This window comes from Pseudomonas sp. PLB05 (assembly GCF_021106615.1).
Taxonomy (GTDB): Bacteria; Pseudomonadota; Gammaproteobacteria; order Pseudomonadales; family Pseudomonadaceae; genus Chryseomonas; species Chryseomonas benzopyrenica.
Map to the genome: position 1 here is coordinate 400,394 of NZ_JAJOHO010000002.1, position 15,887 is coordinate 416,280.

The following is a 15,887-nucleotide window of genomic DNA, read 5'->3' on the forward strand; positions in this document are numbered from 1 at the left end:
GCGGTCTAGCGACCGATTCGATTGCTGTATTGAATGCCCAGGGTGCTGCCGGCCTGACCGCCGCTGCCCTGGGGCGCGGACTGGTAGCCGGCGGTGAACGCCAGTTCGTCGTCGCCGAGCACTGCCATGCCCAGGCCGACATTCAAACCGTAGTTGAATTCGCGCTCGGTCCACTGCCAGCCGACCAGGGTATCCACCAACCAGGTGTACTGGGGATGGGTGCGGTTGAGCGAACCGGGAATGCCACGCCGCCAGCTGCTGCCGACATAGAGCTGGCCATAGCGATCCTGCAAGAGCTGGGTACCGCCCAGGGCCTCCAGGTCGGCCACGGTGACCTCGCCGTTCTCGCCACTGCCGGCCAGAGGCTGCAAATAACGGGTGACGCTGGCGGGCAGGGTGCTGCGCGCCTTGTTCTGCTGGTAGGTGATGCCACTGCGCACCTGCCAGGTAGGGCCTTCGAAGAAGATAATATGGCTCAGCTCCAGGTTGAAGGCGAAGCCGCTGCCCAGGGCATCGCCGTCGCGACTGGAATAGCGATTGTGCGCCGCCCGCCAGCTCAGCTGGTCGCGTGACGTGAGGTTGTGGCGGCCGGCCAGGCTGACGCTGTCGCGCCGACCCAGGGCGCGCAGATAGCCGCTTTCGTCGGGTTGCCGGTGCCAGTCCAGGGCCGCTTCGATCTCGGTGTTGCCATCGATACGCCAGGTGCGGGCGACGCCCAGGCCCAGGCGATTGCTGTCCGACCGCTGACTGGCGTCCACGGTGGTTTCCAGACCGCCGTTGGCCAGATTCTTCAGCACTTTGAGCAGCATCTGGTGCTCGTTGCCCAGGGCATCGGACTTGAGGCCGTCGCTTTCCACGCGATTCTGCTTGAACTGGACATCGGCGTAGACGTCATCACTGAGTCGCCGGGCGGCGCGTACCTCGGTGCCCTGCTCGACCAGGCCGCCATAGTCACGGCGTTCCCAGCCGGCCTGGACGCCGTTGGGGGTGCGTTCGGCCTGCTCGGTGGCCTGGCGCAGCAACTGTCGCTGGATGACCTCCGGCGGCTCGTTGCCGGCCGCGGTCAGGGCCGCGGCCTGGGCGTCGCCGGCATGGCCGAGGCGCTGCAGCACCTCGACGCGCTGCGCCGGATCCAGATCGCCGGTCGCCAGCAACTTCTCCAGCTCGCCGCGATTCTGCCGGCGCAGGACCTCCTGCAAATGCTCGTACTGGCGCACCTTCAGGCCACGGCTCTTGGCCCAGGCCAGCCATTCGCTCTTGAGGCCGTCGTCGTTGTTCTGACTGAGGGCGTCGAGCCACTGGTCGAACCAGAGCTGCAGCATGCTTGGCGAGCCGTCCTGCCAGGCGCGCGCCTGGGCCAGGGCTGCCTGGGGACCGCGCAGGCTGGAGAGCAGTCGCAGATAGGTGGCATAGCGCTCGGGGGTGGCGGGCACCTCGTCGTTGGCCAGATGCGGCGTGACCGCCTTGCGTAGCCGCAACGCCGCGTCCTGGTGGCCGGCGGCGTCCAGGGCATCGGCATAGGCGGCCTGGACCAGCCAGTCCTGGGCATGGGCGTCCAGATAGCGGCGATACCAGCCCAGCGCCTCATCCGCCTGGCCCAGCAGCACCAGGCCACTGCCGAAGGGCAGCCAGAGCACGTCGCTGTCGCGGGCCCGGCCCTTCCAGTCGCGCAACAGGGTGGCCAGTTCGGTCTGGCGATTCTGGTCGATGAGCAGCCACAGCAGGCGCTCGCGGAAGCGGTCGTCGTCCGGGAAGCGCTGCAGGGCCCGGCGATAGCCTTCTTCGGCCTGGGCGATGCGCCCGCGTTGGAAGTCGAGACCCGACCGCGCCAGCCAGACGGCGGGATTGTCGGCCGACGCCGGTTCGCGGGCGGCGCTGGCCAGCAGCCGCTCCAGCGCGGTGGCATCCTTGAGTTGCTCGGCCCATTGCAGGGCTTCGGTCAGGCGCCGCTGGTCCTTGCGCTTCTCCCAGCTCTGCTCCAGCAGCGCCAGCGCCTTGCGCGGCGCCGTGCGCCGGTACAACTCCAGCAGCCGATCCTCGTCGTTGGCCGTCAGCCCCTTGCTGCTGGTAGCCAGGCGTTCGAAGGCCACCTGGGCGTCCGCGTCGCGCTCCAGTTCCCAGGCCAGTTCCGCGCGCTGCCGCCAGTAGTCGTCGCGCTGGCGCTGCTTGGCCGGGACCCGTTCGAGTACCGCCCAGGCCTCTTCGGGCTTGAACAGGGTCCACAGGGTGTCGGCCCAGGCCAGGTACTCCTCGGTGGTCAGCGGGAAGCGCTTGCCAAAGGCGGCCCAGCCTTCGGCTTCGGCCTCGCCCTGTTCGGTGCGGGCCAGCAACTGTTGCAACCGCTCCCACACCAGGCGCTGCTTCGGTTGGCGCTTGATGTAGCCGCGCAGCCAGCGTTCTTCCGCCTCGGGATCACCCAGGGACTCGTAGGCGAAGATCAGGGCATCCAGTTCGGTCTTGTCCAGCTGGCGCTCGTGGGACACCCGACCGAGCAATTCGACCACGGCATCGAAGCGAAAGGCCCGGGCGGCCAGCTTCCAGGCATGATCGCGACGGGCGGGGTCATCCTGGCGGGCGAGCAGGCGCAGCCAGAGGTCGAGTGCCTCGTCCACCCGTCCGGTCCATTCACCCAGCTGGGCGAGCTCCGCGAGCAGTGGCTCATCGTCAGGACGCAGCGCCAGCAGTTGATGACCTTCCTCCCAGGCGCGTTCGGTGTCACCGCGCGCCAGGGCCAGCCGGTAGGCGGCCTCCAGGGCGGCCGGATCGTCCGGTTGCCACTCGCGCCAGCGCTCGATCAGGCGCTGGGCCAGATCCAGGCGTCCGCTGCCCTGGGCCGCGGCCACCCCGGCCTGCAGCCAGTCCAGACCACGGGCATCGTGCTGCAGCCGGGGCAGCTCCTGTTCCAGCAGGGCGGCGGCTTCGGCGCCCTGGCCGGCGGCGAGCCAGGCATCGAAGGCCTGGTGCCGGTAGCCCTGACGCTGTTGGGCCGAGTCGGCGAGATCGGCCAGCCGCAGATAGAGGCGCGCGGCCTCCTGCTGACGCCCGCCGGCCAGGCTCCAACGCGCCGCCTGTTCCAGCCATTGCTGGCGCCGGGGCGGATCGCGACGGGCCAGTTCGACGAAACGCTCTGCCGCGGTGGCCGGATCGGCCAGCTGCAGGGCGCGCTCGGCCACCCGTTGCAGCTGGGGCGTGCTCAGGGTCGCCACGTCCAGGGCGCTCAGCCGTTGCGCCAGGCGTTCGCGGTCGGCATCGGCCAGGCCCTGCGGCTGGGCTTCCGCCTGCAGGATGTCCAGCTCCACGGCATAGAAGGGCGTCGATGCCAGCGGTTTCGGCAGCAGTTGCAACTGCCGCCGCGCCTCGTCGATGCGCCCCAGGGCGATCAGCTGGTCGATCAGCTTCATGCGCAGCCCGGTATCGTCCGGGGTTGCCTTGAGCAGCACCTGGGCGTAGCTGATTGACACCTGGTCGGCCGGTTCCTCGCCGGGCAGGAAGACCTGCTTGCCATGAAAGGTCAGCACCAGCACCAGTGCGATGAGGAGCGCGACCCCCAGCAGCGTCCAACCACTCAGGAGCCGGGTTTTCTTAGCCGCAGACGATCTCACCGTCACTCACTCGTGTTAGCGAAAGTTTGAACGTCTGGAGTCCGGCCGCAGCCCGCTGGCTCTTGTAGCGCTCGCGACCGACCCGCACCTCGCAGGCCGAGGATGCGCGCAGGGTCAGCTCCAGCGGAAACTGCCCGGCGAAGGCGAAACGGATACGGGTCGGCGACAGGTACTCCCATTGCTGCAGCGGAATGTTGGCCTCTTCGAGCGCGGGGGTGGGATCGCGACTGTCGCGCAGCACCAGCTGGGCGCTCTCGCCGGCCAGGTGGACATAACGCCCCTGCGGCAGGTCACGCACCCCGGCGATGCCCTTGGAGCGCTGCAGATCCGGCCAGCCCAGGCGCGGATCCAGGCGCAGGGTGCGTAAGCCATCGAGGGCCTTGATCGACCAGCTGCCGTCTTCTTCGCGGGCGAGACTGGCGGTATAGAAGCCGTGCAGTCGGCTCAGGTAATCGCTCATCCACAGCGACAGGGGACGCTCGGCGGCCATGCCCTGGTAGATCTCCTCCATGACCTTGAGCGAGGCCTGCTTAGTGCCCGAGTAGAAGTGATAGTAGAGGTGCAGCCCACGCAGACGGCGGGGGTGCTCGGTTCGCTCGAAGGTATAGAGCAGATCGCGAAAGCCGTAGTAGGGACCGCGCCAGAGATTGGTGTAGACGTTCTCGTTGATGATCGGCGCATAGAACTGCAGGCCGCCCGGGGTGGGGCGGATGAAGGGATAGAGTCCGCTTACCGAAGGCTGCGCCCGGGTGATGTGCGAGTTGCCGCCGTTCACGTTGAGCAGGCCGTTGTCGTAGGCGAGCTTGAGGGTGGCCGCATCGGGCTGGGCGTCACCGGACCAGAAGACCATCTTCACCGGCTTCTGCGGGGTGGTCAGGCGCTCGTTGATATAGCGGGTCGAACCCACGATCTCCCGGGTGAAATCCACCTTGTCGTAGCCGGGGATCTGCATCATGTAGCCGTACTGGGCTTCGAAGTTCTCGCTCTGCTCGGCCACCGCCGGTTGCCAGAAGAAGGGATGGCTGAAGGTATGGGTGGCCACTTCCACCTTGGGATCGGCAAACAGACGACGGGCGATGGGCTCCAGCTGCGCGGTCAGTTCCGGATAGCGGCCCTTGGGCCCGACCTCGCCCTCGATGATCGACGCCGAGGTCAGAAAGGGATGCGGCTGGATGAACTGCTCCAGCACCACTTGGCCGGAAAAGGGCGCACCCGGAATCTCCGCCTTGGAGGCGAAGGCGTCGCCGTCGATATGCACGGTGGCGATGCGTCGACCGTTTTCCGTGGTCGGATCGGGCACCGGCATGGGCGGCAGGTGCAGCGTCCTGGCGGTAAAGGCGAAGGGATCGATGATCCAGCGACTGGCTTCGGGGCCGTCTTCCATGACATAGGGACCGAAGGCGAAGCCACCCCAGGGGGCTACGCCCATGGGCACGAAGGTCTCGCCCTGGCCCGCGAGGCTGACCACCGGCGCAGGTCCCCCGGGCAGCGTCTGCACGGCGGGCAGGCCGCGGGTCCGCAACTTGACCGGCGCCTCGAAGTTACCGGCGAGGGCAGGCTCAAGCACCTTGAGGGTCAGGTTGTCGGGCAGCGGCTTGCGATTGACGCCAAGGCCCAGACGCTTGAGCAGGGCCTCGTTGTCCAGCGGCAGGCCGCCGAGGATCAGTAGGGGGGTCTTTTCGTCCAGGCGCTGACCGATCCAGTCGTTGAACGCCCGGGCATTGGGCGGCGGACCACTGGTCATCCACATCACGACCCCGGCATAGAGGGCACTGGGCCAGATCGCGGGCAGCGGCTTGGAGGCATCGACATAGTCCAGGCGATAGCCCTGGTACTCCAGGGCGCTGCCCAGGAAGCGGTGCACCGCCGACTGGCGCAGGGCGCCTTCGCGGCCATCGTAGAGCAGCGCCAGCCGTCGTGGTTGCAGGGCTACCGAGCTGATACCCAGGGTATTGAGATCAGGCGTGGTGATATAGGGCACATAGCCTTCGTCGCGCAGCCGCTTGGCCAGGCGCCGGGCTTCGTCACGCTGTTCTGGCGGCAGGTATTCGATGGCGATGACCGGGATGCCGGCACTGCGCGCCGCCTCGATCCGCGGCTTCAGCCATTCGCGATCTCCGGCGCTGACCGGTCGATAGGTTTTCTTGCCGGCATCCCAGCCCGCATAGATGGACTCCACCGCCATGGCGGCAGCCACGCCGGGCAGCTCGGGTTGCACCTCGAAGCCGCGATTGAAAAACAGTTTGAGCGATGGCTGACGACGGTGCAGTTCGGCCAGCAGGCTCTTCAGCGCCAGGCGCTGGCTTTCGCGCTGGTCTTCGGCCACCAGCTGGAAGCTGTCGAGGGTATCGAGGAACAGTCCGGTGTAACCGGCCTTGGCCAGCTGGGCGGCGCGTTCGAGCAGATGGGCCCGCCAGACCGGCGTGGCCAGATTCATCACCTGGCTGCCCCAGGCCTTGTTGGCCACCGGGCTGGCCCCCGCGCTGAGGCCGGCCTTCTCCAGCGCCGCCGCGTCGCCGGCGAATTCGCCGATGGACAGATAGGCGAAGGGCTGGGCACCGCCCTCGCGCAGGGCGCGGACATCGGCAGCACTGGCATGGCCGGGTTCGAGCACCACCCAGTCGAACTGGGCGAGTTCGGCCACTGGCGGTTTTTCCGCGTACCAGAAGGCCACGCTGGCGGGCGCGGCCAGGGCCGTGCCCATGAAGGACAGATAGCCCAGCAGCCAGACCGTCAGCTTGCGCCACCCACCGAAGCGGGACCCCGCCCTTGTTGCCTTGCCTGACGCCACACCCAGTCCTTAAACGTACCCAACTTCGGTATCAGGTTAGCTACATTACGCAAAAGCGTGACGAAAAACTGCCCGTGCCAAGCCGAGCGGCAGCAATTACCAGGTTAATAGGTATCGAAATAATTGATGGCCGCCAGGCAAGCGCGTCTAGGCAGCGATTTTCAAGTGTGGCGATGGGGGGAGGTGTAGCGCAGGAAGGCAGGAGGGGATGTAGCTGAATGTCAGGAGAATTGCCGTCATGCGCGGCGGTAACCGGCATGACGGCAAGCGAGCGCTATTACTTGAAGCTGCTGTTCAGGCTGGCGCTGGAGGAGAGGACGTTAGAGGAGCCCAGCAGTTGGCTGACGAAGCGGTTCCAACGGGTGATACCGGCCGGGCCGACGAAGACCACGTCCTGCGGCTGCAGATGGAAATTCTGCGCCAGCACGTAGGCGGTGGGGTTCTTGGCCGCCAGGTGGAAGACCTGGGCGGTGGCACCCGGAGCCTTCAGGTCTTCCGGGCCACGGATGACGTAGACGGCATCGGCGTTGGCGGTTTCCTGCTGGATGCCACCGGCTTGGCTCAGGGCTTCCATCAGGTTCAGGTTGGTGATCTTGTAGCTGACCGCGGACGGCGTGCGGACTTCACCGACCACGTAGACCTTGCGGGCGTCGTTGTAGGGCAGGTGGATGCTGTCACCGTCCTTGAGGTAGATGCCGTACAGCTTGGAATCCTTGCGGTTCAGGCTGTCGGTATCCAGGCGGTATTCCTTGCCGTCGCGCACCAGGGTCACGCCGGTCAGGTCGGCACCACCGGTGTTGGCCACGCCAACCTGGCCCAGGGCTTCCACCAGGGTGATGGGCTTAGTGGTCAGGGGAATGGCGTCGCCCTTGTTCACGGCGCCGGAGATGGTGACCTTCTGGCTACCGAACTTCAGCACGCTGACGTCGACCTGGGGATTGTCGATGAAGGTGGCCAGACGACGGGAGATGTCGGTACGGATCTCTTCCAGAGTCTTGCCGGCGGCGCGCACGGTGCCGACGTAGGGATAGAAGAGGGTGCCATCCGGGCGTACCAGGCGACCGTTGGCTTCCAGCTGCTGCTGGGCGCCGGACGGAGCGGTCAGTTCGGGGTGATCCCAGACGGTGATGTAGAGCAGGTCGCTCGCACCGACGCGGTAAGCCTGCGGCTTGTAGTCCAGCAGGGGCTTGAGGTCGGGAGCCTTGGTCAGGGCCGCGGAATCCTGACTCATCAGCAGCGAGCTGGTGATCGGGATCAGCTGGACCTTGGTGCCCTGGATGCTTGGGTCGCTCTTGAGGTCGTCCTGGTCCAGGTACTGACCCGGGGAGTAGGCACAACCCTGCAGGACGATGCCAGACAGCAAGGCCAGAGCGGTAAATTTGGTTTTCATGTCATTCGTCCTTGATTGCTGATTGAGTGTGAGCAAGAGGAATAAATCGGAAGGTAGAAGCAACGAGCCGGTTATTCATGGTGTTCCTTCGCGAGACGAGGCACTTCTCGACAGTGGACCGGTTTCCATGCGGCTAGCCTGCCCAGCGTGCGAGAGAACTCGAGGTCTCAGCTTTTAGTTGTACGAGCACCTAAGTCTGCTGGTCTAGGACTGGCCTTTAGCCATCGAGTTCAGCGCCCCCGGAGCGGAAAAAGGTGACGCCGTTCGAAATCTGTCACATCTCCCTCAACGAGGTCCTATGGCCTGGCAGTCATGCCGGTTCAGGTGTTTTTCCAGCAGCGCCGTCTGGGGCTTTTCCACGCCGTTCTTTGGTTCGATGGCCAGGGGATAGTCGCCCCAGCCCGGACCGGCTGCCCAATAGGCGCTAGGTACGCACTGCTCGCCTAGATAGCTCAGCAGATTGTCCATGGCTTCCAGCCACTGTGGGTGTGCAGGTATCCCATATTCGCCAATGAAGCCGCGCAAATTGTGCTTTTTCAGCCACTCGATGAAGGGCCGGGTTCTTTCCACCCCGATCATGGGATGGACACCCTTGGTGCCGGAGGCATAGTTGCCGCTGGAGTCCTCGTCGAAGTAGATGTGGGCTTCGTAGATCAGGTTGTCCGCCGGATCCTTGATCAGCAGATCGCCGTTCGCCTGGGGCCAGCGCTGGGCGCTGGACCAGCTGTCACCGGCGATGAAGATCGGCGTCTTCATGTCGACGCTGCGGATGCTGTCCACCGCCGTCTGCGCGGCCTGGGGCCAGAGGCCTTGGGTGTCATGGGGTTCGTTCATGACGTCGTAACCGTACAGCGCCGGATGCTTCTGGAAGGTGGTGGCCAGGCGCTTCCAGGCATCGGCATAGCTGGCATAGGGCACCTGCGGCGAGCCGATCAACTGACCGCGATAGCGCGCGTAGTTGTGCATGTCCAGGATCACCCGGATGCCGTACTTGTCGGCGAAATCCAGGGTGCGCTGCAGCAGGGCGACCTGGGCCTGGTCCAGCTCACCGCCCAGTTGGGGCTGCACCCGTTCCCAGAGGAAGGGGAAGCGGATGAAGCGGAAGCCCTTGGCCGCGTAGCGGCGGAAGTAATCCTCGGTGGGATAGAAGTAGTTGGTACCTTCCACGCCCGGCAGGACCTGACCCGCGAAGCCGGCGGCCGACATGTTGATGCCGATCAGATCCACCTTGGCTGTCGCCGGCGCTGCCTGCGCCTGGCCATAAAGCGCCGCGGACAGTAATACGGTGGCCAGCAGGCCACCACCGATACGACGTTTCACTCGTGACACGGACAGCACCTCTCGTGTATTGCGAACGTTCGTCTAAGCAGAGCGCCCTCAGGGACTCTGCTGATAGACGGGTGTGGGTTGCAGCGGCGGCGTGCGCCGAGCGAAGTATTCCAGCGCCAGGTAGTCCACGGTTACCCGGATGGTCCAGGCAATGGCGGCGCCCATGATGGAAAAATGCTGGATGCACACCACCAGCAGGCCCAGATAGGGCAACAGCTCGGCGAGATGGATCATCGCGGTGGTCCGCGAATGGCCCCGGGCCTGAATCTTGGCGAAGGGAATCTGCGCCAGGGCGTTGAAGATGAAGCCTACCACCAGAATACGCAGGATCTGCGCGGCATCGCCGCCGTACTCCGGACCCATCCACACCGTCATGATCCAGGGCGCCAGCACCAGGATCGGCAACACCATCGCCAAGCTGATCAGCAGCAGGCCCCAGAACGCCTTGTTGGCCTGGCGCGCGGCGTCTTCGCCGCTCTTGCTCAGGAGTGGGAACACCACCCGGGCAACGGCATTGGGGATGATCAGCATCCGCGACACGGCCTCGGCAGGGGCGGTGTAGAAGGACACCCGGCTGGCGCCTACCATGTGCGACAGCACGAAGCGGTCGAAATAGACCATCAGCGGACTGATGATGTTGCTCACCGTCATCCAGCTGCCGAATTTCAGCAGTTCCTTGAACACCTCCACCTTGAAGGTGCGGATGCCTTCCGGGAAGTCCTTGTGCAGCGGCCAGTAGGCCAGCGCCATGGAGACCACCCGGGCCAGCACCAGGCCGATCACAGTGGCGGAAAAGCTCGGTTCGATCAGCACCGCGATCAGCGGCGCGATCGCCAGCAGACTGTTGGAGAAGGTCCGCAGGATGTTGAATTCACCAAAGCGCTCGTTGCCCTCCAGGTAGGCGAACCAGACCGTCGCCAGCAGGAAGGGCGGTACGCACAGGCTCAGCCAGCGAAAGCCGGCCACGGCATTGTCGAAATGCTCGGGCGAGACGTGCAGCAGACTCACCACCTTGCCCGCGCCGAACCACAGCAGCAGCGTCGCCAGCAGGCTCAGACCGATGACGGCGCCGGTGGCCGTGCCCATGACCAGTCGATTGAGCCCCTTGTCGCCGTGGTGCATGGCGACGGCGCGGATCACCGCGCGCGACAGGCCGGCATCGAACAGGGTGGCATAGCCGACGATGGCGAAGGCCAGGGTGAACAGGCCGAACTGCTCGACACCGAGCAGACGCGACAGCACGCCCATGGTGGGCAGCGCGATGGCACTGGGAATGACGACACCCAGGATGTTCCAGGTGCTGTTTTTGATCATCGACATCGTGGGGGTGAAAACTCCTTGGGGCCGCCCGGCGGACGCCGGGCGGCACGAGGGATCAGACCGAACGAGCCAGCTGGCTGCTCGGACGCGGGTAGGGGCTGCTGACGTAGGTCTCCTGGACGGGTGCGGAACTGTAGTGATGCAGGGCGCGCAGCGCCTGGATCACCATCAGGTAGCAGATGGTGGCCTGGAGATACTCGAAGAAACCGGCCAGCGGCCAGATCACCAGCTGGGCCAGGGTGGCGGTCACCACGAAACCGGTATCGGGGTGCAGCATCTTCGCCCAGCGATAGTAGAGGAACAGCGACACCGGGATGATGATGAAGGCCAGGAAGCCGAAGCGGAACAGGGTGCCGAACACGCCTACGTCGGACAGGAAGAAATACTCGCCGAAGTAGGGAATGAAGCCGTTGTTCCACATCAGCGACAGCGAGCCGCTGGGCAGCCAGTGGTTCTGGCTGAGGTGGGAGAAGATGTAACCGATGGTCTGCTCGCGCACGCCATCGGTGGGGCCGTCCTCCACCGACTGAGCGTAGAAATCCAGATTCAGCCCCAGCACCTTCATCAGGTCCGGGAAGATGAAGAAGGGCGACAGCAGCAGGGCGGAGACGCAGATCCAGACGATCGACTTGCTCTTCAGGCAGAACACGGTGAAGCAGAGTGCCAGCACGATGAGCTGCCGGGTCTGGGTGCCGAACACCAGGGTCAGCAGGAAGAACATGGCCAGCACGATGTGCACGGTCTTGCTGCGCGCCGAGCCGTCGATCGGCGAGATGCCCTTGTTCCAGGTCTGGATGCAGTAGAAGTAGGCCAGGCACAGCGCCGGCGCGCCGATGGAAGAACGGTCCGGACGGTCGAAGGAGGACTGCTTGTCACGTAGATCCGGCAGCGCGCCGAACTTGAACATCCAGGCCATGACCGCTGCCAGTAGCGCCGTGATCAGCAGGGCTTTCTCGAATTGCGAGGCGCTCATGTTGCGCCCAAGGAACATCAGGGTGGCGAAACCGAAGCTGAACAGGATCCGCCGCTCTTCGATCAGGCCGTAGAAGATCGGCTGACCGTAGAACAGAAAGGAAAAGATCGCCGGCAACCCGATGAAGACCGCCGACGAATAGACGGCGTAGGTCATCAGGATCTTGAATTCGCGCTGCTGGGTGCCAATGCTGGTCAGCAGGTAGAAGAAGGTGAAGGCCATGCAGATGGCCAGATACAACTCGTTCAGATAGAGGATGCCGACCGGGTTGTGCGGGCTTTCGCCGAACACGTCCAGGTGCAGGATCAGCAACGGGATCAGGAGAACGAAGGAAACGGTACTTTTACGGAGAATGCTCATAGACCTACCCATCCAGACGGGACCACCGGACTGCTTGTCCGGTGGTCATCTTCCTTGCGGCTGAGAATGCTGCGGGGGCAGCGCCTCAGGTGCGTCGACTGCTGCGTTCCTTGAGATAGATGGGCAGGATGCTCAGGGCATCGTGCACGTAACGCTTGGCCAGCCGCTTGGGCTCCGAACACATCCGGTGCAGCCATTCCAGCTTGGCCTTCTGCATCCAGCGCGGGGCACGCTTGACGGTGCCGACGGCGAACAGGATGGAGGCGCCAATGCACAGGCCGACGCCGGTACGCTTGCTGCTGTCGATCTGCCGTGCGAGCTTTTCCTGGCGCGGCGCCCCGACGGCATAGAGGATGAACTCGGAAGGGTTCTGCATCACGAAGTCGACGCATTTCTGCGTCTCCAGCGGATCGTTGATGAAACCCATCGGCGGGTTGTAGTGCGCCAGCTGGATGTGCGGATACATCCGGCGCAGCTTGCCCACGTCATTCTCGCTCGAACCGATCAGCACCACCGACAGGCGCTCGTCGTTGGCCTTGCGCAGGATGCTCAGGGTGAGATCGCTGCCGGTGATGACCTCGGGCACGGCGACGCCCAGCGACTTGAGGATGGGCATCAGGATCCGGCTGTCGCAGATGCGTTTGCCGGCGCGCTGATAGGACTCGCGCATGTCCGGATTGCTCTGCAGCTGCACGACATGGTCGATGTTCGGCGTGACGATGTAGCTGTAGGGACGATGGATGTCCTGGCTGATCGAGCTCATCAGCTCGTCCTTGGTACCGGTGAAGAAGTCGATACCGAAGGCTTGGTTGCTTAGGTTAGACATGCATCGTCGCTCCCTTGAAGGCACCCTTGACGCCGGACCAGGCCAGTTTCGGATTCTTGAATTCCTTGAGCACGGTGATGCCGGACAGGAGCACGGCGGACACCAGCGCATAGGGAGTGCCATGGAATTTACGATTGAAGCGGGTCGCCGCACGATTACGGAAGTAGTGATAGAAGGCGCTGCGACCGCCCGAGCTCATGGAGCCGTAGTGATAGAGCTGGCTCTCGCGTGAGACCTTGAGCACGACGCCCTTGCGTTTGGCCTGGTGCTGCCAGTCCACTTCCTCGGAATACATGAAGTAGGCTTCGTCCATGAAGCCGATCTCGGTCAGCAGGCTGGCGCAGAAGGCCATGCTGCAACCCATGATGTAATCGGGTTCACGGTCCAGCTGGGAAATCTCGCTGACGTCGATGTCCTTGCCCAGCAGCTTGGACTTGCCCAGCAGTGGATAGAGGATGCCGCCGCCATAGCATTCCAGGCGCCCGGTCTGGGAGCTCAGGATCACCGAGCCGACGATGGTCTTGGGCGCGCGCTGCAGCTCGGCCAGCAGCGGGGCGAAGGCATCGTCCTTGACGTAGGCGTCGTTGTTGACGACCCAGAAATGCTTGACCGCCAGATTGTCCAGCGCCCAGCGCATGCCGTAGTTGTTGCCGCCGGCGTAGCCGTCGTTGCGCGGGCTGGCGAGCACGGTGACCTGGCTCAGGGCGTTGTCGGCCTGCCAGCGTTGCAGGACGTCGATGGAGCCGTCCTGGGAATCGTTGTCCACCACCACCGCGTGATCGATGGACGGGCAGTGCTTGAGGATGCTCTCCACGCAACTGATGGTTTCGTTGGGGGCCTTGTAGTTGAGCACCATGACTACGTTCATTGGCGTGTTCCTATTCTTCAGAATCATCAATCCGGTACAGCGTCGAGATGCAAGGCTGCCAAGCGTGGCCGGGTTCAGGAGGAAACCCTTCGAAATCGCTGTGTGAGGTAGTTTCTTGTTCGATGCGCCTGTACGAATACTGCCGCGATCCCTGAAGGGATCGGCTGGACGGCGATCAGACCGTCCAGCCGGGGTAGTGCATCAGCTCTTGGCGTTCTGCTCGTAGGAGTAGTGGTAATTGCCATAGGAGCCGTAGTTACTGGCCTTGCGCTCCACGGCGTTGAAGATCACGCCCTTGAGCGGAATGCCGTTGAGGTCGAAGCGGCGCTTGGTCGCCTCAAGCTCCTTGACACTGTTCACGCCGAAACGTGCGACGATCAGGCTGGTACCGGCGTGACTGCCGATGATGCCGGCCTCGGTCACCGCTAGGATCGGTGGGGTGTCGATGATCACGATGTCGTACAGCTCGCTGAATTTCTTCAGCACGGTGGTGAAGCGGAGGCTCATCAACAGTTCCGACGGATTCGGCGGGAACTGGCCGCAGGAGACGAAATCCAGGCTGCCGACTTCGGTCTTCTTGATGGCATCGTTCAGGGCGATACGGCCACTGAGCAGATCGGACAGGCCGTCCTGCTGCTTGGTGTTCATCAGCTTGTGCAGATAGCCCTTGCGCATGTCGCCGTCGATCAGCAGCACGCGTTGGCCGGACTCGGCGATCACCGCGGCCAGGTTCGAGGACACGAAGGACTTGCCGACGCCCGGGCTGGGACCGGAGATCATCAGGATGTTGTTCTTGGCCTCGATCATGGCGAAGTGCAGGCTGGTGCGCAGGCTGCGCAGCGCCTCGGTGCTCAGATCGGTTGGGTGGGTGAGAGCGGTCAGCGAGGATTCGCCCGGCTGCTTGGTGCCCAGTACCTTGGTGGTGTCCGCCTGATTCTTGCTGTAGGGGATCGAGGCGTAGACCGGCAGACCGATCTGCTCGATGGCTTCCGGCGTCTCGACACCACGACGCAGAGTGTGACGGGTGTAGACGATGGCCAGGCCGACGATACCGCCCAGGATGATGGCGACGGCGATGATCAGCGGCTTGTTGGGGGCGGACGGGTCATCGACATTGGCGTTGGCGTTATCGATGATACGTACGCTACCCACGGTGCCAGCGCGAATGACTTCCAGCTCCTGGGCCTTGTTCAGCATCAGCGCATAGGTCTGGCCGGTCACTTCGATGTCGCGGTTCAGGCGCAGCAGTTCCTGCTGGGTTTCCGGCAGTACTTCGACGCGCTTCTGCAGCTTGGCACGCTCAGCTTGCAGCTGAGCCAGCTGGCTCATCAGCGCCTGGTAGGCCGGGTGCTGACGGGTGAACTTGCGATCCATCTCGGTGCGCTTGAGGTTCAGCTCGGAGATCTGGTTGTCCAGCGCAACGGTCTGTTCCAGAACGCCCTTGGTCTCGCTGTCGATATCGACCGACTTCTTGTTGGTCTGGTAGTAGTTCAGCGCGGATTGGGCCTTTTCCAGATCGGATTTCACGACCGGGATCTGGGCACGGAGGAATTCCAGGCTCTGGGTGGACTCGGCGGCGTTGCGATCGATGTTCTGCTGAACATAGATGTCCGCGACCTCCTGGACGATGGCCTGGGCCTTCAGCGGATCCGCATCCTGCAGGCCGACACCGATGATGCCCGACATCTTGCCGCGCTCACCGGCGACGATGCGACCCTGGTATTCCTGGATGGTCTTGGAGAAACGCTTCTTCATGATGGTGAATTCGGTGCCCGGGCGAGCCTGCAGCGTGGCGACCTTGATCTGGTAGCCCGCATTGCTCACCGGCTGGCCGAGGCCACCGTGCAGCACCACTTCGTCATCGGCATTGAAGACGGTGAAATTCTGGTTGTCCTCGACCTTCAGCTTCATCGGCTTGTCGAGGTTGCTGTCAGGCACTTCCAGCTGGTCGAGGACCAGTTTTTCACCGCCCCAGGCGAAGCTGTTCAGGCCCAGCAGGGGCGAGGCGACGTCGGTGTCATTCTGCGGCTCGAAACGACGCGCGACGAAGTTGCCGATCAGCGGGAAATAGCGCGGCTTGACCTCGATATCCAGCTTGAGGTTCTCGATCGCCTTGCCGATCACGGAGCGCGACTTGAGCAGCTCGATCTCGGTCACCGCCTCGGGCATGGGCGGCGGCATGCCGGTGGACTGTTCAGTCAACCGGGTAACGCCCTTCTTTTCCAGTTCGATCTGGATCATGGCGTTGGACGAATACATGGGCGTGGCCAAGATGGCGTAGCCAATACCGAGCGCGGCGAAAATACCGATTACCGACAGGAGTTGCCATTTGTAATCGATCAACATACCGAAGAGTGCGGAAAAGTTGATATCCGACTCATTCTTAACTTCGGGAGTAAAGCGAGGCATCGTGGTCATGAAATTCCTT

General features: G+C 63.8%; 9 protein-coding genes. All 9 read right to left on the reverse strand.

The window, feature by feature from the left end; all coding sequences use genetic code 11:
* Positions 1-5: 5 nt before the first annotated feature.
* The 9 genes from LRS53_RS08550 to LRS53_RS08590 all read right to left on the reverse strand — a co-directional run bounded on the left by LRS53_RS08550 (position 6) and on the right by LRS53_RS08590 (position 15,877).
* Entirely contained in the window at positions 6-3,602 is a 3,597-nt protein-coding gene (locus LRS53_RS08550) for a tetratricopeptide repeat protein (protein WP_231355631.1), read from the reverse strand.
* Positions 3,583-6,306: a bifunctional glycoside hydrolase 114/ polysaccharide deacetylase family protein gene (locus LRS53_RS08555; protein ID WP_231356114.1), complete on the reverse strand. Its 2,724-nt coding sequence runs from the start codon at positions 6,304-6,306 to the stop codon at positions 3,583-3,585. Before LRS53_RS08555 ends, LRS53_RS08550 begins: the two co-directional genes overlap by 20 nt.
* 364 nt (positions 6,307-6,670) lie before the next feature.
* On the reverse strand, positions 6,671-7,783 hold the full coding sequence (locus LRS53_RS08560; RefSeq protein WP_231355632.1) for a polysaccharide biosynthesis/export family protein: 1,113 nt from the start codon (positions 7,781-7,783) through the stop codon (positions 6,671-6,673).
* Positions 7,784-8,068: 285 nt separating this feature from the next.
* On the reverse strand, positions 8,069-9,103 hold the full coding sequence (locus tag LRS53_RS08565) for a glycoside hydrolase family 5 protein (RefSeq protein ID WP_231355633.1): 1,035 nt from the start codon (positions 9,101-9,103) through the stop codon (positions 8,069-8,071).
* Positions 9,104-9,160: 57 nt separating this feature from the next.
* Positions 9,161-10,432, reverse strand: a complete 1,272-nt coding sequence (locus LRS53_RS08570) for a flippase (protein WP_068384637.1) — start codon at positions 10,430-10,432, stop codon at positions 9,161-9,163.
* Between the two features lie 55 nt (positions 10,433-10,487).
* On the reverse strand, positions 10,488-11,765 hold the full coding sequence (locus tag LRS53_RS08575) for a hypothetical protein (protein WP_231355634.1): 1,278 nt from the start codon (positions 11,763-11,765) through the stop codon (positions 10,488-10,490).
* 85 nt (positions 11,766-11,850) lie between these two features.
* Positions 11,851-12,591 (reverse strand): WecB/TagA/CpsF family glycosyltransferase, encoded by a 741-nt coding sequence (locus LRS53_RS08580; protein WP_017639362.1) that lies wholly within the window; start codon positions 12,589-12,591, stop codon positions 11,851-11,853.
* Positions 12,584-13,459, reverse strand: a complete 876-nt coding sequence (locus LRS53_RS08585) for a glycosyltransferase family 2 protein (protein WP_017639363.1) — start codon at positions 13,457-13,459, stop codon at positions 12,584-12,586. Before LRS53_RS08585 ends, LRS53_RS08580 begins: the two co-directional genes overlap by 8 nt.
* A 201-nt stretch (positions 13,460-13,660) precedes the next feature.
* Positions 13,661-15,877, reverse strand: coding sequence for a polysaccharide biosynthesis tyrosine autokinase (locus tag LRS53_RS08590; protein WP_231355635.1), 2,217 nt, complete (start codon positions 15,875-15,877; stop codon positions 13,661-13,663).
* Between the last annotated feature and the right edge of the window lie 10 nt (positions 15,878-15,887).